The 23,038-nt window shown below is 43.6% G+C and carries 21 protein-coding genes and 1 riboswitch; of the genes, 16 read left to right on the top strand and 5 right to left on the bottom strand.

The genetic code is table 11. The annotated features are described in order from the left end of the window. Positions 1 to 98 precede the first annotated feature (98 nt). On the bottom strand, positions 99 to 542 hold the full coding sequence (locus FZC78_RS19530) for a S1 domain-containing RNA-binding protein (RefSeq protein ID WP_148941757.1): 444 nt from the start codon (positions 540 to 542) through the stop codon (positions 99 to 101). Positions 543 to 1,017: 475 nt separating this feature from the next. Between FZC78_RS19530 and FZC78_RS19525 the strand changes: the two genes are divergently transcribed. From FZC78_RS19525 to FZC78_RS19495, 7 genes are all read left to right on the top strand, one after another. Beyond that, positions 1,018 to 2,547, top strand: coding sequence for a serine hydrolase domain-containing protein (locus FZC78_RS19525; RefSeq protein WP_148941756.1), 1,530 nt, complete (start codon positions 1,018 to 1,020; stop codon positions 2,545 to 2,547). A 547-nt stretch (positions 2,548 to 3,094) separates the two neighbouring features. Further along, a complete protein-coding gene (locus tag FZC78_RS19520; protein ID WP_148941755.1) occupies positions 3,095 to 4,045 on the top strand; it encodes an ABC transporter permease in 951 nt (316 codons plus the stop codon). After that, on the top strand, positions 4,038 to 4,991 hold the full coding sequence (locus tag FZC78_RS19515; protein ID WP_148941754.1) for an iron chelate uptake ABC transporter family permease subunit: 954 nt from the start codon (positions 4,038 to 4,040) through the stop codon (positions 4,989 to 4,991). Before FZC78_RS19520 ends, FZC78_RS19515 begins: the two co-directional genes overlap by 8 nt. Next, positions 4,988 to 5,746 carry an iron ABC transporter ATP-binding protein gene (locus tag FZC78_RS19510; RefSeq protein ID WP_148941753.1) on the top strand — a complete coding sequence of 253 codons (759 nt, stop codon included), beginning with the start codon at positions 4,988 to 4,990 and terminating at the stop codon, positions 5,744 to 5,746. Before FZC78_RS19515 ends, FZC78_RS19510 begins: the two co-directional genes overlap by 4 nt. Positions 5,747 to 6,091: 345 nt before the next feature. After that, the gene (locus tag FZC78_RS19505; RefSeq protein ID WP_148941752.1) at positions 6,092 to 7,048 is read left to right on the top strand and encodes a siderophore ABC transporter substrate-binding protein; all 957 of its coding nucleotides are present in this window, start codon (positions 6,092 to 6,094) and stop codon (positions 7,046 to 7,048) included. Then, a complete protein-coding gene (locus FZC78_RS19500) occupies positions 7,048 to 7,356 on the top strand; it encodes an antibiotic biosynthesis monooxygenase family protein (RefSeq protein ID WP_148941751.1) in 309 nt (102 codons plus the stop codon). The genes FZC78_RS19505 and FZC78_RS19500 overlap by 1 nt, the downstream gene beginning before the upstream one ends. A 119-nt stretch (positions 7,357 to 7,475) precedes the next feature. Beyond that, positions 7,476 to 8,432, top strand: coding sequence for a calcium/sodium antiporter (locus FZC78_RS19495; protein ID WP_148941750.1), 957 nt, complete (start codon positions 7,476 to 7,478; stop codon positions 8,430 to 8,432). A 59-nt stretch (positions 8,433 to 8,491) separates the two neighbouring features. On the opposite strand, the gene FZC78_RS19490 is transcribed toward FZC78_RS19495, so the two are convergent. Further along, entirely contained in the window at positions 8,492 to 9,262 is a 771-nt protein-coding gene (locus FZC78_RS19490; RefSeq protein ID WP_187445024.1) for a PAS domain-containing protein, read from the bottom strand. Between the two features lie 156 nt (positions 9,263 to 9,418). On the opposite strand from FZC78_RS19490, the gene FZC78_RS19485 reads away from it, so the two are divergent. Continuing rightward, the gene (locus FZC78_RS19485; RefSeq protein ID WP_252183692.1) at positions 9,419 to 10,006 is read left to right on the top strand and encodes a helix-turn-helix domain-containing protein; all 588 of its coding nucleotides are present in this window, start codon (positions 9,419 to 9,421) and stop codon (positions 10,004 to 10,006) included. A 116-nt stretch (positions 10,007 to 10,122) separates the two neighbouring features. On the opposite strand, the gene FZC78_RS19480 is transcribed toward FZC78_RS19485, so the two are convergent. Further along, positions 10,123 to 10,863, bottom strand: a complete 741-nt coding sequence (locus FZC78_RS19480; RefSeq protein ID WP_148941749.1) for a uracil-DNA glycosylase family protein — start codon at positions 10,861 to 10,863, stop codon at positions 10,123 to 10,125. Between the two features lie 239 nt (positions 10,864 to 11,102). Next, a riboswitch (cobalamin riboswitch) is annotated at positions 11,103 to 11,287 on the top strand. A gap of 288 nt (positions 11,288 to 11,575) precedes the next feature. On the opposite strand from FZC78_RS19480, the gene FZC78_RS19475 reads away from it, so the two are divergent. The 3 genes from FZC78_RS19475 to FZC78_RS19465 are packed head-to-tail and all read left to right on the top strand — an operon-like array spanning position 11,576 to position 15,368. After that, the gene (locus FZC78_RS19475) at positions 11,576 to 12,043 is read left to right on the top strand and encodes an acyl-CoA thioesterase (protein WP_148941748.1); all 468 of its coding nucleotides are present in this window, start codon (positions 11,576 to 11,578) and stop codon (positions 12,041 to 12,043) included. 20 nt (positions 12,044 to 12,063) lie between these two features. Then, positions 12,064 to 14,304 (top strand): ribonucleoside-diphosphate reductase subunit alpha, encoded by a 2,241-nt coding sequence (locus tag FZC78_RS19470; RefSeq protein ID WP_148941747.1) that lies wholly within the window; start codon positions 12,064 to 12,066, stop codon positions 14,302 to 14,304. A 26-nt stretch (positions 14,305 to 14,330) separates the two neighbouring features. Beyond that, the gene (locus tag FZC78_RS19465) at positions 14,331 to 15,368 is read left to right on the top strand and encodes a ribonucleotide-diphosphate reductase subunit beta (protein ID WP_148941746.1); all 1,038 of its coding nucleotides are present in this window, start codon (positions 14,331 to 14,333) and stop codon (positions 15,366 to 15,368) included. A gap of 509 nt (positions 15,369 to 15,877) precedes the next feature. Here FZC78_RS19465 and FZC78_RS19455 read toward each other — a convergent pair. Then, a complete protein-coding gene (locus tag FZC78_RS19455) occupies positions 15,878 to 16,927 on the bottom strand; it encodes an NAD(P)/FAD-dependent oxidoreductase (RefSeq protein WP_148941744.1) in 1,050 nt (349 codons plus the stop codon). 282 nt (positions 16,928 to 17,209) lie between these two features. Here FZC78_RS19455 and FZC78_RS24790 point away from each other — a divergent pair, with 282 nt between their 5' ends. The 3 genes from FZC78_RS24790 (at position 17,210) to argH (ending at position 20,261) form a co-directional block, all read left to right on the top strand. Beyond that, the gene (locus FZC78_RS24790) at positions 17,210 to 17,386 is read left to right on the top strand and encodes a hypothetical protein (protein ID WP_252183691.1); all 177 of its coding nucleotides are present in this window, start codon (positions 17,210 to 17,212) and stop codon (positions 17,384 to 17,386) included. 221 nt (positions 17,387 to 17,607) lie between these two features. After that, positions 17,608 to 18,846 (top strand): argininosuccinate synthase, encoded by a 1,239-nt coding sequence (locus FZC78_RS19445; protein WP_148941743.1) that lies wholly within the window; start codon positions 17,608 to 17,610, stop codon positions 18,844 to 18,846. Positions 18,847 to 18,878: 32 nt separating this feature from the next. Then, complete coding sequence (gene argH / locus FZC78_RS19440) at positions 18,879 to 20,261, top strand: argininosuccinate lyase (protein ID WP_148941742.1); 1,383 nt, start codon at positions 18,879 to 18,881, stop codon at positions 20,259 to 20,261. Positions 20,262 to 20,504: 243 nt separating this feature from the next. Here argH and FZC78_RS19435 read toward each other — a convergent pair whose 3' ends face one another. Then, entirely contained in the window at positions 20,505 to 21,953 is a 1,449-nt protein-coding gene (locus FZC78_RS19435) for an MDR family MFS transporter (RefSeq protein ID WP_148941741.1), read from the bottom strand. Positions 21,954 to 22,101: 148 nt separating this feature from the next. On the opposite strand from FZC78_RS19435, the gene FZC78_RS19430 reads away from it, so the two are divergent. Together FZC78_RS19430 and FZC78_RS19425 are read left to right on the top strand one after the other, a co-directional pair. Further along, entirely contained in the window at positions 22,102 to 22,284 is a 183-nt protein-coding gene (locus tag FZC78_RS19430; protein WP_148941740.1) for a hypothetical protein, read from the top strand. Positions 22,285 to 22,305: 21 nt separating this feature from the next. After that, positions 22,306 to 22,461, top strand: a complete 156-nt coding sequence (locus FZC78_RS19425; protein WP_353733586.1) for a Fe3+ hydroxamate ABC transporter substrate-binding protein — start codon at positions 22,306 to 22,308, stop codon at positions 22,459 to 22,461. Positions 22,462 to 23,038 lie beyond the last annotated feature (577 nt).

The following is a 23,038-nucleotide window of genomic DNA, read 5'->3' as shown; positions in this document are numbered from 1 at the left end:
ATGGCTTAAGTTTACTGTTGAAAATCGATAAGAGGAGAAATAAAGAAGGCAAGCCAATTTGCTTGCCCCTGTCTATTCTGTGGTGCATCAAATGAAGATTAACCGCGTCTTCCGCCTCTGCCGCCGCGCTTCGTTTCCGTGTTGCGCTTCAGTGACGTAAGATTTTCTTCGCTGGTTTTGAGGAATTTAGCCATTTTATCTTCGAAAGATTCTTTAGGCTTGAAGTTTCCTTTTGAGCGGAAATCTTTATTTGGTCTGCCGTCTCTTCCTTGGCGCGGAGGTCGTTTAGTGAAAGTTGAACCTTCTGGTTTATCCACCGCTTTTTTGATTGACAAGGCAATTTTGCCCGCATTCTCACTAATTACCTTAACCTCAACTTCATCGCCTACTTTAAGATGGTCGTTAACATCTTTAACATAGCTGTCCGCCACCTCACTGATATGCACGAGACCGGTTGAGCCTTCGGGTAATTCCACGAATGCCCCAAAATTAGTGATACCAGTTACTTTACCTTTAACCTTGCTGCCTATTTCGATTGCCAAAAAAAGTTCCCCCTTAATAATTGTAACAACACTTTATTATAACAAATATATCACATAATATCTAATGGTGTTTCATGGCTTTGTGTTCAGCTGGTGAAATTTGTAAGTAATCTGTTTGGTATTCCTGTTAGAGCAGGATGCAGCCAGCTTTGCGAGGAGAAATCTTATGTTAAACAGGAAGGAACTTCGAAAGGGACGAGCACTTTAATGGCAGTTGAAAAAAACTGAAATTAAGGGAGGTTCATTTTATTGAATCTGCTTGATTCAGACCTGAATATTCATGTCAAAAAGAAGGACATCGCCTGGTTGTTATTGAAATAACATTAGAGTAAGGTGACTATAAATTTTCAAGCATAGAAGGAACCGGCTTTATAAATTTGCCGGTTCCTTCCTTCTAAGTGTTAGTGTACCAGGTCTCACTATCGATATGATGAGACTTGGTGAAGTTGCAATCCAATGAACCAGAGGTGTGAAAATGATAAATTTTGATTCCATTGACCGAATAGCCCGAAGCTTGTTAAAGGATGCTCCAGGTCTTTCGGTATCCATTTTCAATGAAAAAGAAACGCTGTATCAAAAAGGGCTTGGAGAATCCCGTCCAGGAGAGAAAGCAAGTCCTGAAACACTGTTTCGGATTGGGTCTGTGAGTAAAACTTTGACCGCTGCTTTAATCATGGTGCTGGTAGAAAAAGGTGAACTGGACCTTGATACGAGAGTGAAGGACTATATTCCGGAACTGAAATTGTCTCATGCAGAAGCTGAAGACATTACCCTTAGAATGCTGCTGAGCCATACTGCCGGCCTGCCGGATGGGGGTGATTTATTTGGGTACCGTGAAGCTGAAGGGCTCTCCCGATATGCAGAAGAGATTCTGCCTGGATTAGAGTTTGTTGCTTCGCCGGGATTGTTGTATTCATACGGTAATCATGCGTTCAACCTGGCGGGATTTATTGCAGAAAAGGTTTGCGGGCTACCATTCACCCAGCTTATGGAAAAGGAAGTTTTTAACCCGCTTGGGATGGGCAGCAGTACTTATGACCCCTTGAAGGCCATGACCTATCCACTGGCACTTCAATATGATCGGAAGGAAGGGGGAACTTTCGAACTGCTGCATTCCTTTCCTGAGAATTCTTCCTGCTACCCTTCATTCTTTTGTATTTCCAACAGTACAGACATGACAAAATTTGGTCAGATGTTTTTAAGAGGAGGAGAATTAAGTGATGGGAATTCTCTTCTGTCAAAAGATACTATTTCCGAAATGTTCTCTGTTCAGGCGGACCGATTTACCTGCCCGGAAAGTTATATGGGAATCAGCTGGGTCCAATCAATAGAACAAGGTGTTCAGTTCTATTGGCACAGCGGCGGAATAGGAACATACAGATCTTTTCTGGTATTGTTCCCTGACACGGGGCTGGGAGTATTCATTGCTTCTAATCAGGATACCGGCTGGGAAATCGTTGATGAGGTAGTCAAACAACTCAGTCCCGATAGTGAAAGTGAACAAGAAGTAGAGCTGGCGCAGTCTCAACATGTCGCCTCATTAAAAGGAAATTATGTGAGTGCTAAAAAAGGCCTTCTGCATATAGAGGAGGTAAATGGTGTACCGAAAATTGTTATTAATGGGATTGAATACAGAGCCGGTGTCCTAAATGAAACAACATTGGCAGCATTGGATGATATGCATGAAGTCAAAGCCGCTGTTGGCATTCTCCATAACAATAACTATTTGATGCTGAATGGTGCGCCGTGTGTAAAAGTAAAGGAACCGCTAATTCAAATTCCCGAGTCTCAATGGGAGGGATTTGAAGGGGCCTATACTCAAGGTGAATTGACCTTTTCGATCTCCAAACCTGATGATCAATTTCTGCTGATTGATGATGAAGGAGAGTATGCATGTACTTACCTGTATGAAAGTAAGTTTTTTTCAAAAGATTATGGAATGATCGAGTTCAAAGATGAGGAGCTTATCATCATGGATTCATGGAAGTTCAGGAAAGTTCGTTAACACTCTAGCCGGGTTCGTTAATATAGAAGCAAAGAGATCTTCTTCCATATAGGAGGAAGGTCTTTTTTTGAAGTTTTTTATAAGGCTGCTAGTTTCATTACCTGGGAGCGTCACTTGAAACTGCAGGCGAACAACCTGCTGGGGGGCAGCGGCAGTCTTTTTCATGGCAGTCCATCCATTACAGGTTGAACAGACTAAACGGCTGGCAGCCTTCAGGCTGCAAGAGCTGTTTCCCCGATTAGAGAGAAACCCCTTAGTATCCGGGGATATCCGAAAGCAACAATCTATGCGAAAACAGCCTTCAGTAAAATGAAAATTCAAGTGCCGTAAGCGTCAATATGGAGCCATATTATCAGTGATATTCTTATTCAGGAAGAAATAAGGAATATCCAACCAAGGAACTATTTGTAAAAATAGTGATAACTATTTTCAATTAGTCGTTGACAATGATTATCAATTAGAAGTATTATAGATTTGGGGAGAGTGATAATGATTTTCAATATCATCATCATAGTCTCAAATACAATGAAAGTCTTGGGGATTTACCATGAAACAAAGATATCTTCTCACCGCACTCATCTTGCTGTCGTTTCTCTCCCTATTTATAGGGGTGAGCAGCATCACGCCAATGGATTTATTGGATATCCATTCTGAAGAAACACAAATATTCCTTATCAGCAGACTGCCAAGATTAGCTGCAATAATTCTTGCAGGGGCTGGGATGAGTATCGCTGGATTGATCATGCAAAGCTTGAGCAGGAATAAGTTTGTTTCACCGACAACGGCCGGGACGCTGGATGCCACACGACTGGGCATTCTGGTTTCCATGATCTTGTTCGTGAATGCTTCCATGATTGAAAAAATGATCGTCGCTTTTGTATTTGCGCTTGCCGGCACATTTTTATTCATGCAAATACTGGACCGGATCAAATTCAAGGATGCAGTCTTTATTCCGCTTGTAGGATTGATGTTTGGAAATATCCTTTCCTCCATCACCACATTCTTTGCCTACAAATCCAATGTGATTCAGAACATGGCGGCATGGCTTCAAGGTGATTTCTCGCTGATAATGAAGGGCAGATATGAGCTGCTATACATAAGTATCCCCATTATGATCATTGCTTATTTTTATGCTAACCGGTTCACCGTTGCCGGGATGGGAGAGGATTTCTCGAAGAATCTGGGTGTGGGTTATCGGAGTGTCGTGAACTCCGGCCTTGTCCTGGTTGCTCTCATCACGGTTTCTGTGGTTCTTACGGTAGGGATGATTCCGTTTGTCGGATTAATCATACCGAATATCGTCTCCATCTATAAGGGAGACAACTTACAGAGGACATTGCCGCATACAGCTATGCTGGGAGCGGTCTTCCTGCTCGTTTGCGACATATTGGGCCGTATTATCATCTTTCCATATGAAATCACGATCAGTTTAATGGTCGGGGTGATTGGAAGCGCCATCTTCCTGTTCTTGTTGTTTAGGAGGAAGGCTTATGCGTAATAATTTTTGGAAGTTTACGATATTGATTGTTTTGGCCCTGTCACTTTGCGGACTCTATCTGTTTTACGAGTTGAATGGAAGCTATGATTATGCCCTGCCGAGGCGGGGAGTCAAATTGCTTGCCATGGTGCTGACGGCTGCGGCAATCGCTTATTCAACGGTTGTATTCCAAACGATTACCCATAACCGGATTTTGACTCCGAGTATCATGGGGCTCGATTCTCTTTACATGCTGATTCAGACGGTCATCATTTTCTTCTTAGGCTCTGGAAGTGTCATGGCCATTAATAAGCAGGTGAACTTCTTTATCTCGACAGCCATGATGATCATTTTTGCGCTGCTGTTATATAAAGTGTTCTTCCATAAAAGGAAACAGCCAATCTACTTTCTCCTGCTGGTTGGGATCATCCTGGGGACATTCTTCGGGTCGATTTCCACCTTCCTGCAGGTGCTGATCGATCCAAACGAATTTTTCAGTATACAAGATAAAATGTTTGCCAGTTTCAATAATGTGAGTGATGAACTGGTTTGGCTGTCCTTGCTGCTGGTCGGAATCACTACCGCAATCGGATGGCGGTCGATGAGCCAGCTGGATGTTGTCTCCCTTGGAAGGGAAACAGCGGTGAATCTGGGAGTGCCATACGACAAGCTCGTTCAGAGGATGCTTGTCATCTCGGCTGTGCTCATTGCCATCTCGACTGCACTCGTAGGGCCGATCACTTTCTTTGGCCTGATTGTGGCAAATTTGTCCTATCAGTTCTTTAACACCTACAAACATACTTCACTGGTCACTGGAGCCATCATCATCAGCATCATTGCCTTGGTGGGAGGACAGTGGGTTGTGGAAAGGATTTTTACCTTCTCTACGACATTGAGTGTAATTGTGAACTTTATAGGCGGAATTTACTTTATCTACTTATTACTGAAGGAGAGCAGATCGTCATGATAAGCATTAAAGGCCTTTCGAAATCGTATGGAAAGAAAAAAGTCGTCGAAGATGTCAACGTCACCATTAAGCGGGGCAAGATTACATCTTTCATCGGGCCCAATGGTGCAGGAAAGTCCACCCTTTTATCGATGGTCAGCCGCCTGATGGACAGTGACAGCGGTGAAGTCCTTGTTGATAATGACAATGTGCACAAGATGAAGTCCAATGACCTGGCTAAAAGGGTGTCGATCCTCAAGCAGTCCAATTTCATGAATGTCAGGCTGACGGTGAAGGAGCTTGTCTCGTTCGGCAGGTTCCCTTATTCCAAAGGGCGCTTGACCCAAGAGGATGAAAAAGTTGTTGACCAGGCCATTGTCTACATGAATCTTCGTGAATTAGAGAATCGTTTCATGGATGAGCTGTCGGGAGGGCAAAAGCAAAGAGCTTTCATCGCCATGGTCATTGCCCAGGATACTGACTATATCCTGCTGGATGAGCCGTTGAATAATCTGGATATGAAGCATTCTGTCCAGATCATGAAAATGCTGCGGAAACTTGTGGATGAACTGGGAAAAACAGTTGTTGTCGTCCTGCACGATATCAACTTTGCCTCCATTTATTCCGACAGAATCGTGGCCATGAAGGATGGAAAGGTTGTCAAAGAAGGACCGACAGAATCGATCATCCAAACCGCAGCATTGAAAGAAATCTACGGAATGGATATCCCGATACAGGAAATGAACGACTGCCGGATCTGTGTTTATTTTAAATGATGTTGAAGTCAAAGAATTGCTGATCTCCACTAGGTGTGGAGATTCCTGAAATAGTTTCAAAAGAGGCAGATTGTTCACTGAAGTTGATTGAAGGAGTTGGTATGTCTGCCGGAAAGTATCAAGCTAATTAAGTAATGAATAAATGTTGTATAGATTATTTAAAAACGGATTCTATACTTGTTGTTGATTGAAGCGGAAGGTGAGCGATCTCCTGCGGGACTAGCGGGCAGGTGAGACCCCGCAGGCAAAGCCGAGGAGGCTCACCGTCCGCCCCGCGGAGTCGCACACCTGAAGCGGAAATCAACCTATAGATTTTTTTTGAAAAAACTTAAGGAGATGGATATTATGAAAAAATGGTCATTGTTAACAATTATGCTTTCAGTACTGCTGGTGCTGGCAGCTTGCGGTTCAAAAGAAGAGGTTGCATCCAATGTAAAAAGTTCAAATGCTGAAGGCGAAGAAGCTTCTTCTGAACTGACAATCAAACATGAACTTGGTGAAGCAGTGCTAGAGAAAAACCCTGAGAAAGTAGTCGTATTTGATTTCGGAGTTTTGGATACATTAGATGAACTTGGTGTTGAAGTTGCCGGTGTTCCACAAGCAACGATCCCTCCATATCTTGAGAAGTATGCCGGTGAAGAGTATACAAACGTAGGAAGCTTGAAAGAAGCGGATTTTGAAGCGATCCATGCGATGAAGCCGGATGTCATCTTCATCTCAGCGCGTCAATCTGAAATGTATGACGAATATGCGGAAATCGCTCCAACTGTCTACATGGGACTAGATTACTCAAACTACATGGAATCTTTTACTAAGAACATGAAAACAATCGGGCAGATCTTTGATAAGGAAGAGGAAGTAAAAGCAGAACTTGAGGAAGTTCAGGCGAAAATCGACTCTATTAAAGAAAAAGCTGAAGCCTCCGAAGATAAAGCGCTGATCGTTATGGGTAACGAAGGCGAAGTAAGTGCTTATGGTCCAGAATCACGTTTTGGCATCATCCACGATGTTTTCGGCTTCAAGGCAGCAGATGAAGGTATCGAAAAATCGACACATGGACAGAATGTAACATTTGAATACATTGTAGAGAAGAACCCTTCCACTCTATTCGTCATCGACCGTGATGCTGCATTTGATCCAAATGCAAGTGTAAAAGATTCTTTCGAGAATGAACTGGTCCAAAAAACAGACGCTTATAAAAACGGAAAGATCAATTATTTGAATGGCGGCCACTGGTACCTGTCAGGGGGAGGCCTTCAATCTGTGAAGCAAATGGTTGAAGACGTAGAGGCTGGACTGTAATGTTTTATCAAATCAAAAGGATTATTGTACAAGAAGGTACGGCATCTAAGGTCATAGAACGCTTCTCAGGTGAAGGCCTCATAGAAAAACAGCCAGGCTTCATTGACTTTAAAGTGCTGGAGAAGAAAGTCCGCCGTGGAGATGAAGAAGTACTGGTCCTGGTGCAATGGGAATCAGAAGAGGCTTGGAAAAATTGGGAGAAGAGTCCCGAGCATATCGCAGGCCACAAAGCGAATGCAGGAAAGCCGAAACCGGATCATATCATTGAATCAGGACAAAATGTATATTATGTCAGATCAGAAAAGTGACTTAAATCCATAAGAAGAGCCTGCCCTAGTGGGCAGGCTCTTCTTATGGACGAAAATTGTGATATTTAGAGAAGTCAGGGTAAACTTAAAGCATAGGTATATTTGAAAGGAGGAAAGCAATGAACTATATTTTTCTAATTATCGGTTTCGCCTTATTAATCAAAGGAGCAGATTTCTTTGTGGAAGGCTCTTCAAACATCGCGAAGGCGCTTAAAGTGTCTCCTTTATTGATCGGCTTGACAATCGTGGCGTTTGGAACCAGTTCACCTGAAGCCACCGTCAGTATCGCTGCTGCGCTTGATGGAAGCGCCGGGGTAGCATTGGGGAATGTGGTCGGAAGCAACATATTTAATATAACGCTTGTCGTTGGATTGACGGCCCTCATAAACCCGTTGAAAGTGGAGAACGAAACAATACGGAAGGAGATACCGTTCACTCTTGTGGCGAGTATCACTTTATTGGTTGTCATCAGTGACATCAGCTTGCAATTCCTTAGTGAGAACTTCATCAGCAGAGGAGACGGCTTCATCCTGCTGTTATTCTTTACGATATTTCTCTACTATATTTTCGAGGTTGCCAGAAAAAGCAGGGACCAGCTCAAAGAGGAAAGCTCTGCTTCGGAACCGATTTCTTGGGGAAAGAATTCTTTATTGACGATCGCTGGCCTTGCTGCAATCATCTTTGGCGGGGATATTGTCGTCGATAATGCAACTTCAATCGCCCTTTCGTTCGGGATGAGCGAGACACTTGTCGGGCTGACCATTGTCGCTGTCGGGACATCTCTGCCTGAATTGATTACATCCATAACAGCAGCCATCAAAAAGCAAAGTGATATAGCCATCGGGAATATAGTGGGAAGCAATATTTTTAATATCCTGTTTGTCCTGGGTACTGCATCTGTCATTTCTCCTCTGGCTGTAGACAGCAAGATCTTCATCGATGTTGTGCTGATGATCATCCTGACAGGAGTTCTGCTCATCTTTTCCAGAACAAACTTCAAAGTGGGAAAAGTGGAAGGGTTTTTTCTGGTTATTGCATACGTGGCTTATGCGGTATATATTATCCTGCGTAATTAAAGGATGTAATGGCCTCCGTTTCCTTTATTTCATGAAGGAGCCTTACAATCCTTTGGTGCTTAACGGCCGCTTCCGTTTTTAAGATGCTTGGGGAGGCTCTGCGCGCCCGACGGAGTGGAAATCCCTTGCTTTTTAATGCAGCCACAATAGCGAAAATAGCCTTGTGAAAAGAGCGTACCAAAAACAAGCCCTCCCTTAAGGTGAATGAGGGGGGCTTGTTCAGATGCCAGCGGCAATATGATGGTAAAGGTGGTTCCCAGGCCTTCTTCACTATCGATGAGGATAGTGCCATTATGGTTTTTAATGATATTGAAGGAGACCATCAATCCAAGCCCATTTCCGTTTTCTTTGCTCGTGAAAAATGGCTTGCCGATTTTGTATAGGTCTTCTTTTGAAATACCGCTTCCATTATCTCTTATGTAGATGTACACATTTTGATTATCTTTACTGAGTTGTATGTTGATCCTGCCATTGTTTTTAAAAGTTGATAAGTCGCGGATGGCTGCCTGCACAAATACTTCGCCATTATGGAGGAAAGGAGCAGACATGACTTCAACATCGACTAAACGGTTATCAGATCGGACCAGCTGATGCTGAGTTGATGACAACAATTCACCATTTCCTGCCTTTAATAAATGTGCTAATTCCTGCTTTTTGAACGGAGAATGGAAAAACGCAAAAACGCTGCTTCCAATTACCCCTTCTGTGTCTTGGTGTCCAAGAAGGCAAACGAAAGCCTGGTTTGCATATACTATATTCCCAGAAATCAATACAACTTTTGCATCGGTACTATTATCGTTAAACTGGGAAAAATCGAAGAGCTTGGTCATTGAATCCCCTCCTACTATATTTTCCATGTATGGAATAGTTAGGAACGCTGAATAATAGTGGCAAAACTGCCACGTGACTATACTAAAATATTTATACATAATCAAAAGTGTGGCTTGATAGCCACACTTTGAATGAATGGAAAGGTTGTTTGTTATATGTCTAAAAGATCTTGGTTGATAACATTAAGAAAAGAGAGAAATTATACACAAAAACAGGTCGCTGATCAGGCTTTTATCGACCGCTCTTATTTCGCACAGATTGAAAATGGGGAGCGGAAGCCCGGTGATGATGTTGCCAAGAAAATAGCAAATATCCTGGAATTCCACTATTCTGCCTTTTCAATGGATGAAAATCCATTTTACTTCTCCTTACATAATTCACCTATGATTCTGGCCCACTGTGATACTTCTCTCAAATATACTTGGATTTATAATCCTCATCCTGATTTTCATCCTGAAACGGTAATCGGAAAAACCGATACAGAAATCGATGATAATGATGGCACCCGTGCGTTGGAAAAGTTAAAGCAGGATGTTCTGGAACTAAAAACATCTGTGCGCAGGAAAATAGTTTTCCCGTTATATGATCATTCTGATGCCGCTCTTTCAATTGAACATCATTCATTTAAATGGGTATCAGACTGTAAGTTTACTGGCAGCATTGACTATACTAACCGTGTTTTTATCGTTTGTTGTCCTCTCGAAACGGTATTGATCATTATAAGAACCTTTATGGCGTTATGAAAGCTTGGTTTCAACCAGGCTTTTTATTATTGTCAAAATTTATCGCGGTTCAACCCTTCCTCAGATTATCACCGGCAAAATCCTTTTTTAGCAGGGGCTGCTGATTTCAAAAAAATTCAAAACACTCTGCTGCCCCAGTCTTTAATAATATTTTCCATTTCCTCTTTGTTCTGATGGAACTGCTTTAACCTGTGGCCGTTTGCTCCTGAAGGATGGGGAAATCCGAACAAGAAATAATGTCCCGGGGGATTTTCCGTCTCCAAAAGTATCCTGCAAACTTTCTCTGCTGTTTTCCCCAGTGGAATGACCAAAGCCTTAGACCCAATGTGCTCCAGTTCCTTTGCAAATTCTTGATAAGCATACCGTGAGAGCAGTGGAGAATGATCGATAGCAGGGTGGTGGCCAGTGTAGTTCTTTCCCGAGATAAAGACAGGGTACTTGATGATGGAGGTAGTATGCAGCAGTGGCCGGTATTGTTGAAAAAGTGATAATGAACTTTCGATACCCAGTGTTTCGGGCAGCCCGCATTGATCGAGCATATCGGTCAGGTTCTTTCGGATAGTCCCTGAAAATCCGGCTGCTTGTTTGGCGTCGCATAAAATCTGATCATTCGAGTGTTTCTTTTCAACTCCTCTTAGAACTTCTTCATAAGCCGCTTTCATTTGCGTCCATCCCGGTGTAATTCCGGCCAGGACAACTTTAGCTTCTTTATTAATGTATTCATTATGTGGTGCATAGTACATTTCTATATCTCCGGTTTTTTCTATAAGAAAATTCCTTGTTAGCAGGTCTTCTTTACCCAAAGGAATGGATAGAGAATGGAGGGCATACAGATAGGAATTAAGTTGTGATTTCATCACTAATTCTCCTTCAAAATAATCTTATAATGTCAGTAGTAGTATATCCTCTATAATAATTTTACTAAAGAATGGTGCAACACAGGCGTTGCTAAAACCTCCTTCTTCACAGAAAGCCCACTTCTTTAAAACTAAAAATTTATCAGGCAAATCTATTGTATTCCTTCTTCATTTCCTTTATCATCTAAAAAGAGAACACAATATTATGTGTCTTGATATGATTTTACAACTACATATTGTGTAATGCCGGTAAAAATGGTGTCTATATAGACTTAATAGGGAATCCGGTGAGAATCCGGAGCTGTCCCCGCAACTGTAAGTGCTGACGAAATAAGTGATGACCACTGTCTTCGAAAAAGACGGGAAGGACTTAAAGTAGATTGAAAGCACAAGTCAGGAGACCTGCCATTTTTATAGCGTCTTATCTTCTTCGGGAATTGGGAAGGTATAACGAGGATACATTGGTAGATTCGACTGTACTGTCTATTAATATATCACCGTTTAAAAACCCATCCTTTGCGATGGGTTTTTTTGATTTTTATGGGGAATTAAAAATCAACCTCTGTGGATGACTATTAACTATGTTTTCCACGTCGAGCCAGCTTCAGCCCCTCGGAACATTTGCCGGTCGGGGCGGACCAGGGCGTCTGTGTTTTTAGGCCTTCCCTATTTTTCTTCTTGAAAGAAATTGAATAAAAAGGAGCCATGAAAAATGGAAGCTTTATCATCTCACGTGTCCCGAACTATCGTTACCAGGCTGGTGCTTCCCCCGGACACCAACCATATGGGCACCATCTTTGGGGGAACAGTCTTATCTTATATTGATGAGATAGCCGCGATTTCCGCCATGAAGCATAGCAGGAAAGTTGTGGTAACGGCCTCTATTGATACGGTGAATTTTCTAACGTCAGCTGTCGTAGGGGATATTCTTACCTTGGAAGCCTGTGTTGTCTCGACAGGGCGTACCTCAATGGAAGTGTTTGTAAAGGTGGAAAGTGAGGATCTGGAGTCAGGCAGAAAGACTCTTACCACCACTTCGATTCTCACAATGGTAGCGAAAGATAGAGAAGGCAGGCCGGTACCAGTGCCCGGGGTCATCCCTCAGACAGTAGAAGAGGAACGGCTGTTGAAGACAGCACAGCAGCGTAAACAGCACCGCCTTGAAATGAGAAATCAATAGAGTGACAGGGAGGAATAATAATGGAATTAACAGCAGAGCAACATAAAGCTCCAGTACAGGAATTTTTAGGAAAATTAAAGGACAGACACAAGTCGCTCTTTTTCGATCAATATGAGGAGAAAGTGTTTCAAACTATCGCGGCTAAGCCTGATTTAACGGCAGAGCAGCTTGAAAAGACGCTTACCCTTGCAGCGGTTGAGAGAATCAGCAGCAGCGAACCGGACTGGACTTATGCTGCAGCAGATATCTATCTGAGAAGCTTATACCGGAAAAGTTCAGGGAAAAGAGGAACGGATCCCAATAAGGGTTACGGCTCATTTTATAAAATGATTGAGATGCTGGAGAGCCTTGGAATCTATGGTAAGCGTCTTCGTGAAACCTACTCCGTTGATGAGATTGAGGTTCTTGAGAGAGTGATAGATCCAAGCAAGGACAAGCTGTTTACTTACATAGGAATTGTCACTTTGGCGGAAAGATACTTAGCCAAGTCCCATACTGGCGAATTTATCGAGCTGCCGCAGGAACGATTTATGATTATTGCGATGACTCTGCTGGCGGAAGAACCAAAAGAGAAACGTCTCGATCTTGTGAAGGAAGCTTATTGGGCGCTTTCCAATCTGTATATGACGGTTGCAACACCGACCTTGGCAAATGCCGGCAAAAGCTACGGGCAGCTTTCAAGCTGTTTCATTGATACCGTTGAAGATGACTTGAGAAGCATCTACGATTCGAATACCGATGTATCAACCTTGAGCAAGAACGGTGGAGGAATCGGCATCTACATGGGGAAAATCAGGAGCAGGGGAAGCGATATAAAAGGCTTTAAAGGAGTCAGTTCAGGAGTGATTCCCTGGATGAAGCAGCTTAACAACACCGCTGTGTCCGTTGATCAGCTGGGGCAGAGGCAGGGAGCGATCGCGGTCTATCTGGATGTCTGGCATAAAGATATTTTTCCGTTCTTGGACGCAAAGCTGAACAATGGGGATGAAAGGCAGCGCACCCATGATTTGTTTACTGGGATATGCCTTCCTGACCTTTTCATGGAGCAGGTGGAAAACAGGGGAGAATGGTACCTGTTCGATCCTCATGAGGTAAGAAAAGTCATGGGCTTCTCACTTGAAGATTTTTACGATGAACAGCAAGGGGAGGGGTCTTTCCGGGAGAAGTACTGGGCATGCGCCTTTCATCCTGAACTGTCCCATGAAACCGTTCCTGCCATAGACCTGTTCAAGTCCATCATGATTTCGCAGCTTGAAACAGGAACTCCTTACATGTTTTACAGAGACACAGTGAATCGGATGAACGCAAACCAGCATAAAGGAATGATTTATTGCAGCAACCTCTGTACAGAAATCACCCAGAACATGAGCCCGACAGTCATGGAAGAAGAGCTGGTTTCCGATGGAAAGATCATCACTTATAAAAAGCCTGGAGATTATGTTGTCTGTAATCTGTCTTCCGTTTCCCTGGCTAAGGCTGTAAAGGATGGGGTCCTTGAAGAAGTGATCACCATCGCCGTGAGAATGCTCGATAATGTTATCGATATTAATAACATCCCGGTCCTTCAGGCGGAGCTTACCAACGAAAGGTACCGCGGAATCGGGCTGGGAACATACGGGTGGCACCATCTTCTCGCTCAGGAAGGAATCAAGTGGGAAAGTGATGAAGCGGTGGCATACTGTGATTCTTTATATGAAGAAATTGCCTATTTTACGATAAAAGCGAGCGCCTCACTGGCAGTAGAAAAATGGGCCTATCCTTATTTTCCTGGTTCAGAATGGTCGACGGGCACTTACTTTGATAAAAGAGGGTACAACTCTTCCAGATGGGTGGAGCTTAAGGAGCAGGTGGAGCAGCATGGCATCAGAAATGGTTACTTAATGGCAGTCGCCCCGAATTCATCCACCTCACTGATTGCCGGTTCTTCTGCCAGCATTGATCCTATTTTCCGCCTGGAATACTCAGAGGAAAAGAAAGATTACAAGATCCCGGTGACGGCACCGGATTTATCGCCGCACACTACCTGGTACTACAAAACAGCCTATAACATCGACCAGCATTGGAGCATCAAACAGAATGCAAAACGCCAGCGCCACATAGATCAATCAATCTCGTTCAACCTGTACGTCCGTAACGACATCAAGGCAAAATCCCTGCTGGATATTCATCTTGATGCCTGGAAGTCAGGATTGAAGACAACCTACTATGTCCGCTCCACTTCAAATGCCGAAATTGATGATTGTGAAAGCTGCCACAGCTGAGAAATTCCCGAGAGGATGGATGGAAAATGGTCAAACTAGAGAAAAGAAGTCTGATAGATTCTGAGGCACCGAACGCTTCCACAGGTCTCATCAACGGAAGAAGTTCAAATATATTGAATTGGGATGATGTCAGGTATCCATGGGCCTATCCTAAATACAAGAGAATGCTGGGGAATTTCTGGACACCTTTTGAGATTAATATGTCTAAAGATATCAAGCAGTTTCCGAATTTGACTGAGCAGGAACAGGAAACCTTCCTGAAAGTGATAGGTCTGCTTGCACTGCTCGACAGCATCCAGACGGACTACGCCGGAAAGGTTGCCGACTACTTAACGGATTCAAGCCTCAACGCGCTGATGATCATTTTGGCACAGCAGGAGGTCGTCCACAACCACTCGTACAGCTACGTTCTGTCCAGCATCGTATCCAAGAAAAAACAGGATGAAGTGTTCGATTACTGGAGAACAGAACCGACATTGCGGAAAAGGAACGACTTCATCACAAACGGCTATCAGGGGTTTGTCGAGAATCCGAATGTCGAAAACCTGCTTCATTCCATTGTCTATGACGTCATTTTAGAAGGCTTGTTCTTCTATTCAGGTTTTGCCTTCTTCTATAATCTCGCACGCAATCAAAAGATGGTGGCAACCTCCACGATGATTAATTACATCAACCGAGATGAGCAGCTCCATGTGGGGCTTTTTGAAAAAATATTTAAAGAAGTTCTCAAGGAGAATCCCGAATATGATACAAAGGAGCTCCAGGATTTTGGCATGAAAGCTTTTAAACAGGCAGCAGAGCTCGAAATCGAATGGGGCAGGGAGATCATCGGCGACAGAATTGAAGGTCTCCTCATGTCTGATATCGAATCGTATATCAAATTCATGGCCAATAAAAGAGCTCAGCAGCTGGGCTTCCAGGCACCTTTTGAGGGATACAGGTCCAATCCATTGAGGTGGATTGTCGCTTATCAGGAAGTGGATATGGGCAAAACAGATTTCTTTGAACAGAAATCCAGACAATATACCAAAACATCCGATGCCAATGGGTTTGATGAGCTTTGAATTTAATTGAGCCGGCTTAAAAGTGCGAATCTGAGCCTGGCTCAAAATGGAGGAATTGAGCCAGGCTCAGAAGTGTGGAACTGAGCCAGGGTCAAAAGTGCAGGATTGAGCCAGGCTCAAAAAGGTTGGATTGAGCCTGGCTCAAAAATGCAGGATTGAGCCAGGCTCAAAAGTGAGGAATTGAGCCAGGCTCAAAAGAGTGGGATTGAGCCAGGCTCAAAAAGGTTGGATTGAGCCAGGCTCAAAAGTGAGGAATTGAGCCAGGCTCTAAAAGGTGAGACTGAGCCAGGATCAACTAATCAAAAAGGCGTATCCCCAAGGGGATACGCCTTTTCACCATTGCTCAAAATCAACCATTGTTGATAACGTATAGTTGTTATTCACGTCCAGCTACAGCGCCTAGCCCCTCGGGGTCAAATAACCCCAAGAGAATAAAAGGAAAGCCCGCCTTTTTTTCTCTTGGGAACATTTTCCTGTCGGGGCTGGACAAGGCGCTTCCGCTTTTGTCCTTATTTAACCAGCTGCCGCACCAGCTCTTTATTCCGGTCTTTAAACACTTCATTATGAGACGAAACCATGGCAAACGCTCCGGCTTCAGGCTCGATAAACTGCTTCGCTTTATTAACAGCATTGGCAGCATCCTGGAACGCACCGGCAATCAGGTTCAGTTTTCCTTCATGTTTAATGATATCCCCAGCAGCAAAAATGCCAGGAATCGAGGATTCACACATAGTGCTTCCTTCTATATAAAAGCTATCCATCATTTTAATATGAAGTTCGCTGTCTGTCAGAAGTGAGGCATCTTGGTCAAACCCATGGTTGATAATGACATCATCTATAGAGAGAGAGGAAGTTTCCTGGGTGACATTGTTTATCAGTTCCACCTGGTCGATGACATCTTCTCCATGTTTAGCAAGAAGTTTCGTTATGGATGTATTCAAGAATGTCTGAGCAGAACTGTTCATCAGTTGCGCCACTTGTGCTTCGTGTCCGCTCAACTGGCCTTTGCGGCAGGTGAGGTAAACCTGCTTAGCAATCGGGGCAAGTTCATTAGCCCAATCGATTGCCGAGTTGCCGCCGCCGGAAATGATCACGGTGCGGTCCTTGAAATACTTCAGTGATTTAACAGTATAATGCAGGTTTGATATTTCAAAGCGGTCTGCTCCTTCAATATTCAATTTCTGCGGCTGAAGGATCCCGCTTCCAACGGCGACGATCACAGTCTTGGAATAATGGACATTTCCTGATGCAGCTTTAAGCAGAAACAGTCCATCCTCGTCACGTGCAATCGAGACGATCTTCTCATTAAGGACCACTTCCGGGTTGAAAGTCAGGCCCTGTTGAACGAGCTGGTCGATCAGTTTAGCTCCTGGAGTGGGTACCAAGCCGCCTACATCCCATATCATTTTTTCAGGATAAACGTGGATTTTGCCTCCAAGCTGCGGCTGGAATTCAATAATTTTTGCCTTCATTCCTCTTAATCCACTGTAAAACGCCGAATAGAGTCCGGCGGGGCCTCCGCCGATGATGGTGACATCAAAGCATTCAGTTTCCTTCATAATGACCGCTCCTCATACTGTAATTTCTATAAATGTAAGAATCCTTCTCAATGTGAGAATGACAGAAAGTTTAAAAGATTTATAGTTACATTGTACCGAAACTGATAATCATTATCAATGTTTAATTAAAAATAACAGAGAGTTTATATGGTTCGCCTTCACACAGACCAATTAACATATAGGCTGCGTTAAAAAGCTTATCGTGAAAGATATGTCGATTGCGATTCCTGATAACAAAATCACAACATTATCGGATCGAACGGCTGCGGAGAGTCGACCCTTTTGAAAGCGCAAACGAGGATCATCCTTTTTCAAAGCGGTTATATTGTTCTGGATGGCAAAAGCATTACTAAGGAGGCACGAAGAACCTGGCGGGAAAAACTATTAGCACGAGTAAAAACGGAGGATATGGAATTGCTAATAATGCTTGAGCACAAAAATAACACCTGGTTTCAATAAAAATGTGTCTTAAAGGGATAAGAAAATTTCTTGCACTTAAAGCTGTACACATTGGGCATTTGCCGGCATATACAAAAACATAAGGATATAATTATTCAAAAAAATGAATATTCAATTCTGTGATACTTTTTATCAATTGTTTAAAAAACGGTTGATTATGTATAAAAATTCAGTATAATTAATTTTAATTCATATCAACTGGTGGAAGGGGAGCTTAGTTCGTGAATAAGGAAAAGGTGGTACTGGCATATTCCGGAGGGCTGGATACTTCGGTTTCAATTAAGTGGATACAAGAAAAGTATGGTTATGATGTCATCGCTTTGGGTCTGGATGTCGGGGAAGGTAAGGACCTTGATTTTATAAAAGAAAAGGCACTTCAAGTTGGAGCTGTAAAAGCGTATATGATCGATGCAAAGGAATTACTGGCTAAGGAATATATCCTGCCGGCACTGAAAGCTAACTGCTTATACGAAGGCAAGTATCCGTTGTCTTCCGCCTTGTCACGTCCCCTGATTGCAAAGCTGCTTGTTGATGTAGCGAAGCAGGAAGGAGCAGCAGCGGTCGCCCATGGGTGTACGGGAAAGGGAAATGACCAGGTGCGGTTTGAAGTTTCCATTAATGCCCTTGCACCCGAAATGAAAGTTATTGCTCCTGTAAGGGAGTGGGGCATGACCCGGGATGAGGAGATTCATTATGCACAGGAAAAAGGGATTCCGATTCCAGTCAACTTGGATAATCCTTACTCCATCGACTCAAATATATGGGGCCGTGCATGTGAGGCTGGTGTGCTTGAAGATCCTTGGGCAGAAGCACCTGAGGGAGCCTTTGACTGGACGAACCCAATTGAGCTGACGCCTGAACAGGCAGAAAATATTGAAATTGAATTTGTCGAAGGAGTTCCTACAGCGTTAAATGGTAAAAAGATGGAGCTTGTACCGCTCATTGAAACCTTGAATGAACTTGGCGGCAAACATGGAATCGGAAGAATTGACCACATCGAAAATCGTCTCGTGGGAATTAAATCGCGTGAAGTATATGAAAACCCGGCTGCTTTAATCTTGATTAATGCCCATAAAGAGCTGGAGTTTCTGACCCTGCCGCGCGAAATTACCGCTTTTAAAACAACAGTGGACGCACAGATGGCAAAACTGATTTATGAAGGCTTGTGGTATTCACCATTGAATAAAGCTCTTCAAGGATTTATCGACGAGACACAAACCGTCGTCACCGGGAAGATCCGTATCAAGCTTCATAAAGGAACACACTTTGTAACGGGGCGCCAATCCTCACACAGCTTATATAACGAAGAGCTTGCCACCTATTCCAAAGGAGATGCCTTTGATCATAATGCGGCAGTTGGATTTATAAAATTATGGGGATTAACAACAAAAGTGTACTCTCAGGTAAATAAAGAAACCGCTATTGGAAGTGCAGTCTTAAACAGTTCTACAGGGCCATAGGAGCAGCTTTGGAAATTGGAGGTAGATGAAAAATGACAAAACTCTGGGGCGGACGATTTACGAAGGAGACGAACAAATTGGTGGAGGAATTCACCGCATCCATTTCGTTTGATCAAAAGCTCGCACTTGAAGATATCGAAGGAAGTCTTGCTCATGCAAAAATGCTGGGTGAATGTGGAATCATCCCTTTGGAGGACGTCAAGTCGATCAGTGAGGGGCTTATACAGATAAAGAATAAAATAGAGAATGGAAACATGAAATATTCTGTTGAACATGAAGATATCCACAAGAATATTGAGAAACAGTTAATCGATTTAATCGGTCCAGCAGGAGGAAAGCTTCATACTGGCAGAAGCCGGAACGATCAGGTGGCGACGGATATGCATCTTTATCTCAACCGGAAAACAAAGCATATAATCGAACTCGTCAACGCTGTCCAGGAGGCCTTGCTAATTCAGGCACAAAACAATGTTGAAACCATCATTCCCGGCTATACTCATTTACAAAGAGCCCAGCCCGTGTCTTTCGCTCATCATCTATTGGCTTATTTCTGGATGCTGCAGCGTGATAAAGAGCGGCTGCAGGACAGCCTGAAACGGGTAAACTGGTCTCCGCTTGGAGCGGGAGCAATGGCAGGAACCCCATTTCCAATTAACCGTGAGCGTTCTGCTGAACTTCTAGGGTTTGATTATGTATATCCTAACAGTATGGATGCGGTCAGTGACAGAGATTTTATTGTCGAATTTCTTTCCATTGGTTCGTTGATCATGACACATATTTCCCGGTTGTCTGAGGAAATGGTGATTTGGTCGAGCCAGGAATTTCAATTCATAGAGCTGGATGACTCGTTCTGCACGGGATCCAGTATCATGCCGCAAAAGAAAAACCCTGATGTCCCTGAGCTTCTTCGTGCCAAAACAGGCAGAGTATACGGAAACCTGATTGGTCTGCTGACTGTCTTGAAAGGTCTGCCGCTCACCTATAACAAAGACATGCAGGAGGACAAAGAAGGAATGTTCGACACTGTTGAAACATTGGAAGGGTCGCTGGGGTTACTGGGTCCGATGATTGAGACCATGAAGGTCAACAAGGATGCCATGCGGGAGGCAGTCAACCAGGACTTTTCAAACGCAACCGATATAGCCGATTATCTCGTCACCAAAGGGGTTCCTTTTCGTGATGCTCATGAAATCATCGGGAAAATAGTGCTTTATGCGCTTAACGAGAATAAGTTTCTCCTGAATTTAACTATGAAAGAATACAAGCAGTTCAGCCACTTGTTCTCAGAGGATATATATACTGTACTCTCTCCGGAACATGTGGTGGGGGCAAGACAAAGCTATGGCGGCACCTCGCCTTCACAGGTTAGCGAGCAGATAAAATTAGCAGAGAAAAAGCTGATTCAGCACTTATGAAATAAATAATAGGCTGTTTTCGCATCCATTTTTGCTTTCGGATATCCCCGAATACTAAAGGTTTTTTCTCAAATCTAGGAGAGCAGCTCTATTCTTTTCATATTTACCAGGTTATTCCCGTGAATTCTGGTGGTTTATTTCAGAATTGGCGTCAAATAGCAACAAAGTTTACGAAAAGAGCCAAATAATAAAACGCCTCCACTCAAAAATGGAGGCGTTTTGCATTATCTAAGCTAAGCAGAATCAAGCACCTGTTTCAGAAGGGCTCTTTTCTTCATCGAAATCCGGTGCTACGGCCTTCCTAATAAAGAGAGCAGTGATGAAGGCAAGGGCGGCCAGCCCCAATGCGAACCAGTAAGCATGGTGGACACCATAGGTCATGGCCTGGTTAGCGACTTCCTCGGTGACATTTGTTTTCCCTTCAAGGTAGCTTGCCTCACCCTGTGTCATGATGCTGACAAAGACGGAAACACCCAATGCGCCGCCGATCGGCTGCAGCGTATTGGCGATTGCCGTACCATGTGGATACAAGTTTTTCGGCAGTTCATTCAGTGCATTGGTCTGGGCAGGCATCATGATTGCTGATATGGAGAGCATCAATATCATGTATGCCAGAATGAAGGCCCAAATAGGGACTGATGGATTTATATTACTGAAGAAAATCATGACTCCCAAAAGTGCCAGTGTTCCAGGAATGATTAGTTTTCTTGGACCGTACTTATCAAAAAGTGATCCCATCACAGGAGACATCAAGCCGTTCAGCAATGCTCCCGGCAGCAGCAGGAGACCTGCTAATTTTGCAGAGTATCCAAGCGGTCCTTGCAGATACATCGGCATCACGATTTCTGAAGCAAACATAGCCATGATGACGATGACAAATATGATGATTCCGCGTGCGTAGCTTTTATACTTGAAGACCCTGACATCGAGCAAGGGCTGATCGAGTTTCAGCTGCCGCAGTGTAAATACGATGATACTGATGAAGCTTACAGCCAGTATGGTAATGATCCTGACAGATGTAAAGCCAGCTCCTTCTTCTCCCGCGCTGCTGAATCCATAGACAATTCCTCCAATTCCGACGGAAGAAAGGATGATCGACAGGATATCCACACTTGGTCGTGTGACCTCCCCGACATTCTGCAAGTATTTTACCGCGAACAAGATTGAAAATATGGCAAAAGGAATGACGATAATAAACAACCAGCGCCATCCAAGCAAATCGACAATCACTCCGGACAAGGTAGGGCCGATTGCCGGGGCAAACATGATGACAAGCCCAAACGTTCCCATTACTTTACCGCGGACTTCAGGCCGGTACAGCAGCAGCAGGGCATTGAAGATAACCGGGATCAATAGTCCGGTTCCGACGGCTTGGATCATCCGCCCTGTCAACAGCATGGGAAAGTTCAATGCTGATGCGGCGATGATGGTCCCGAGCAGGAATATGGACATGACTCCTATGAACATCTGCCGTGTCGTGAACCACTGGATCAGCAGGGCGGATATCGGCATCAATACACCCATGACGAGCATGAAGCCTGTTGCCATCCATTGAACTGTCGGCGCATCAACGCTGAAAACAGTCATTAACTCAGTGAGGGCGATATTCAAAAGGGTCTCATTCAGTATCGCAAAGAAAGCACCTATCATGAATGTGACGAGTATCGCCTTAGTATTTATTTTTGTTTCCATAATAGCTCCTCCAAATCATTAAATTCACTTATCTATAATCGTTCATTTAGATAAAATACTCAAGTGATTGAGATAAGGAGGTGAATTCTTGAAACTATATGAGCCAAACCACGTATATAAGCTATATGAATGAAAGAAGGGGATCTAGTTGAATAATCAACAGTTCGTGGATATCAAATTGCAGGAAAACCATTCTCTTGCTGAGGTCCTGCAGCAGATCATAGAAAATAAAAGGAAAGAAATTGGTTCTCATCAAGATGTGGTACAGGAAGTAATACCAACTGGTGAAAATAAATACACCGTCATTTTAAATAGTATGGTCGCAAGCTAATAATAAAGGAGTGTGGTGCAGATGTTTGGAGAGAAGGCTGAATGTTCGATATGCTGCGGGGAGATTGAAGGCGACGAAGAGGTTTATGTGAAAATGCGCTGGCCGAAACGCAAAGGTATACCTGAAATCAAAGCCTACCTCAAAAACGGGAAAGTTCATATGTTCGAAGTGTTATGAAGAGAGATAGCTAAACAGGTGAGAGGGGTGTGTTGATATGAGCGGAATCATTATGGTTATCACCTTAGTTCTTTTAGGGGGATGCATCGCTTTTACCATAGTTCTGGCGTCAAAGGCTCTTCATAACTACTTTAATCAAAATAAAGGGCTGGATCAAAATACCGGCTTTGTCATATGCCCGTCTTGCAGTATGAAAAACAAGCGGCAGAAAAATGGACAGCAGTGCAAAAAATGCTATACACAATTTTAATAGATCCAGTCAATGAAAGAAGCCTGCACGAGTTGTGCAGGCTTCTTCTGGTTGTGCGCCTGGCATGGGTGCAATCTATAGGGTGTAAGTCCCGAACTGTGAAGGCAGAAGTAGCAGTTAGCTTAACGCAAGGGTGTCCATGGTGACGTGGAATCTGAAGGAAGCGAGCGGCAAACCTCCGGTCTGAGGAACACGAACTTCATAAGAGGCTAGTATTGTTGGACGAGTTTGCAACACAAAACAAAGTCCTTTCTGCCGAAAGCAATACAAAGTAAATGAAGCAGATAGGTGGAGGGAAAGATTGTACTTTTACCCAGGGAGGTCTGA

It is taken from the genome of Rossellomorea vietnamensis, assembly GCF_008180415.1.
In the GTDB taxonomy this organism is placed as follows: domain Bacteria; phylum Bacillota; class Bacilli; order Bacillales; family Bacillaceae_B; genus Rossellomorea; species Rossellomorea vietnamensis_C.
This window is presented reverse-complemented; position numbering and strand designations above follow the sequence as displayed.

Excerpts from the sequence above, each read along its gene's own strand:
- FZC78_RS19525 (WP_148941756.1), top strand. The coding sequence starts at position 1,018 with ATGATAAATTTTGATTCCATTGACCGAATAGCCCGAAGCTTGTTAAAG.
- FZC78_RS19520 (WP_148941755.1), top strand. The coding sequence starts at position 3,095 with ATGAAACAAAGATATCTTCTCACCGCACTCATCTTGCTGTCGTTTCTC.
- FZC78_RS19515 (WP_148941754.1), top strand. The coding sequence starts at position 4,038 with ATGCGTAATAATTTTTGGAAGTTTACGATATTGATTGTTTTGGCCCTG.
- FZC78_RS19510 (WP_148941753.1), top strand. The coding sequence starts at position 4,988 with ATGATAAGCATTAAAGGCCTTTCGAAATCGTATGGAAAGAAAAAAGTC.
- FZC78_RS19505 (WP_148941752.1), top strand. The coding sequence starts at position 6,092 with ATGAAAAAATGGTCATTGTTAACAATTATGCTTTCAGTACTGCTGGTG.
- FZC78_RS19500 (WP_148941751.1), top strand. The coding sequence starts at position 7,048 with ATGTTTTATCAAATCAAAAGGATTATTGTACAAGAAGGTACGGCATCT.
- FZC78_RS19495 (WP_148941750.1), top strand. The coding sequence starts at position 7,476 with ATGAACTATATTTTTCTAATTATCGGTTTCGCCTTATTAATCAAAGGA.
- FZC78_RS19490 (WP_187445024.1), bottom strand. The coding sequence starts at position 9,262 with ATGACCAAGCTCTTCGATTTTTCCCAGTTTAACGATAATAGTACCGAT.
- FZC78_RS19485 (WP_252183692.1), top strand. The coding sequence starts at position 9,419 with ATGTCTAAAAGATCTTGGTTGATAACATTAAGAAAAGAGAGAAATTAT.
- FZC78_RS19480 (WP_148941749.1), bottom strand. The coding sequence starts at position 10,863 with ATGAAATCACAACTTAATTCCTATCTGTATGCCCTCCATTCTCTATCC.
- FZC78_RS19475 (WP_148941748.1), top strand. The coding sequence starts at position 11,576 with ATGGAAGCTTTATCATCTCACGTGTCCCGAACTATCGTTACCAGGCTG.
- FZC78_RS19470 (WP_148941747.1), top strand. The coding sequence starts at position 12,064 with ATGGAATTAACAGCAGAGCAACATAAAGCTCCAGTACAGGAATTTTTA.
- FZC78_RS19465 (WP_148941746.1), top strand. The coding sequence starts at position 14,331 with ATGGTCAAACTAGAGAAAAGAAGTCTGATAGATTCTGAGGCACCGAAC.
- FZC78_RS19455 (WP_148941744.1), bottom strand. The coding sequence starts at position 16,927 with ATGAAGGAAACTGAATGCTTTGATGTCACCATCATCGGCGGAGGCCCC.
- argH (WP_148941742.1), top strand. The coding sequence starts at position 18,879 with ATGACAAAACTCTGGGGCGGACGATTTACGAAGGAGACGAACAAATTG.
- FZC78_RS19435 (WP_148941741.1), bottom strand. The coding sequence starts at position 21,953 with ATGGAAACAAAAATAAATACTAAGGCGATACTCGTCACATTCATGATA.
- FZC78_RS19425 (WP_353733586.1), top strand. The coding sequence starts at position 22,306 with ATGTTTGGAGAGAAGGCTGAATGTTCGATATGCTGCGGGGAGATTGAA.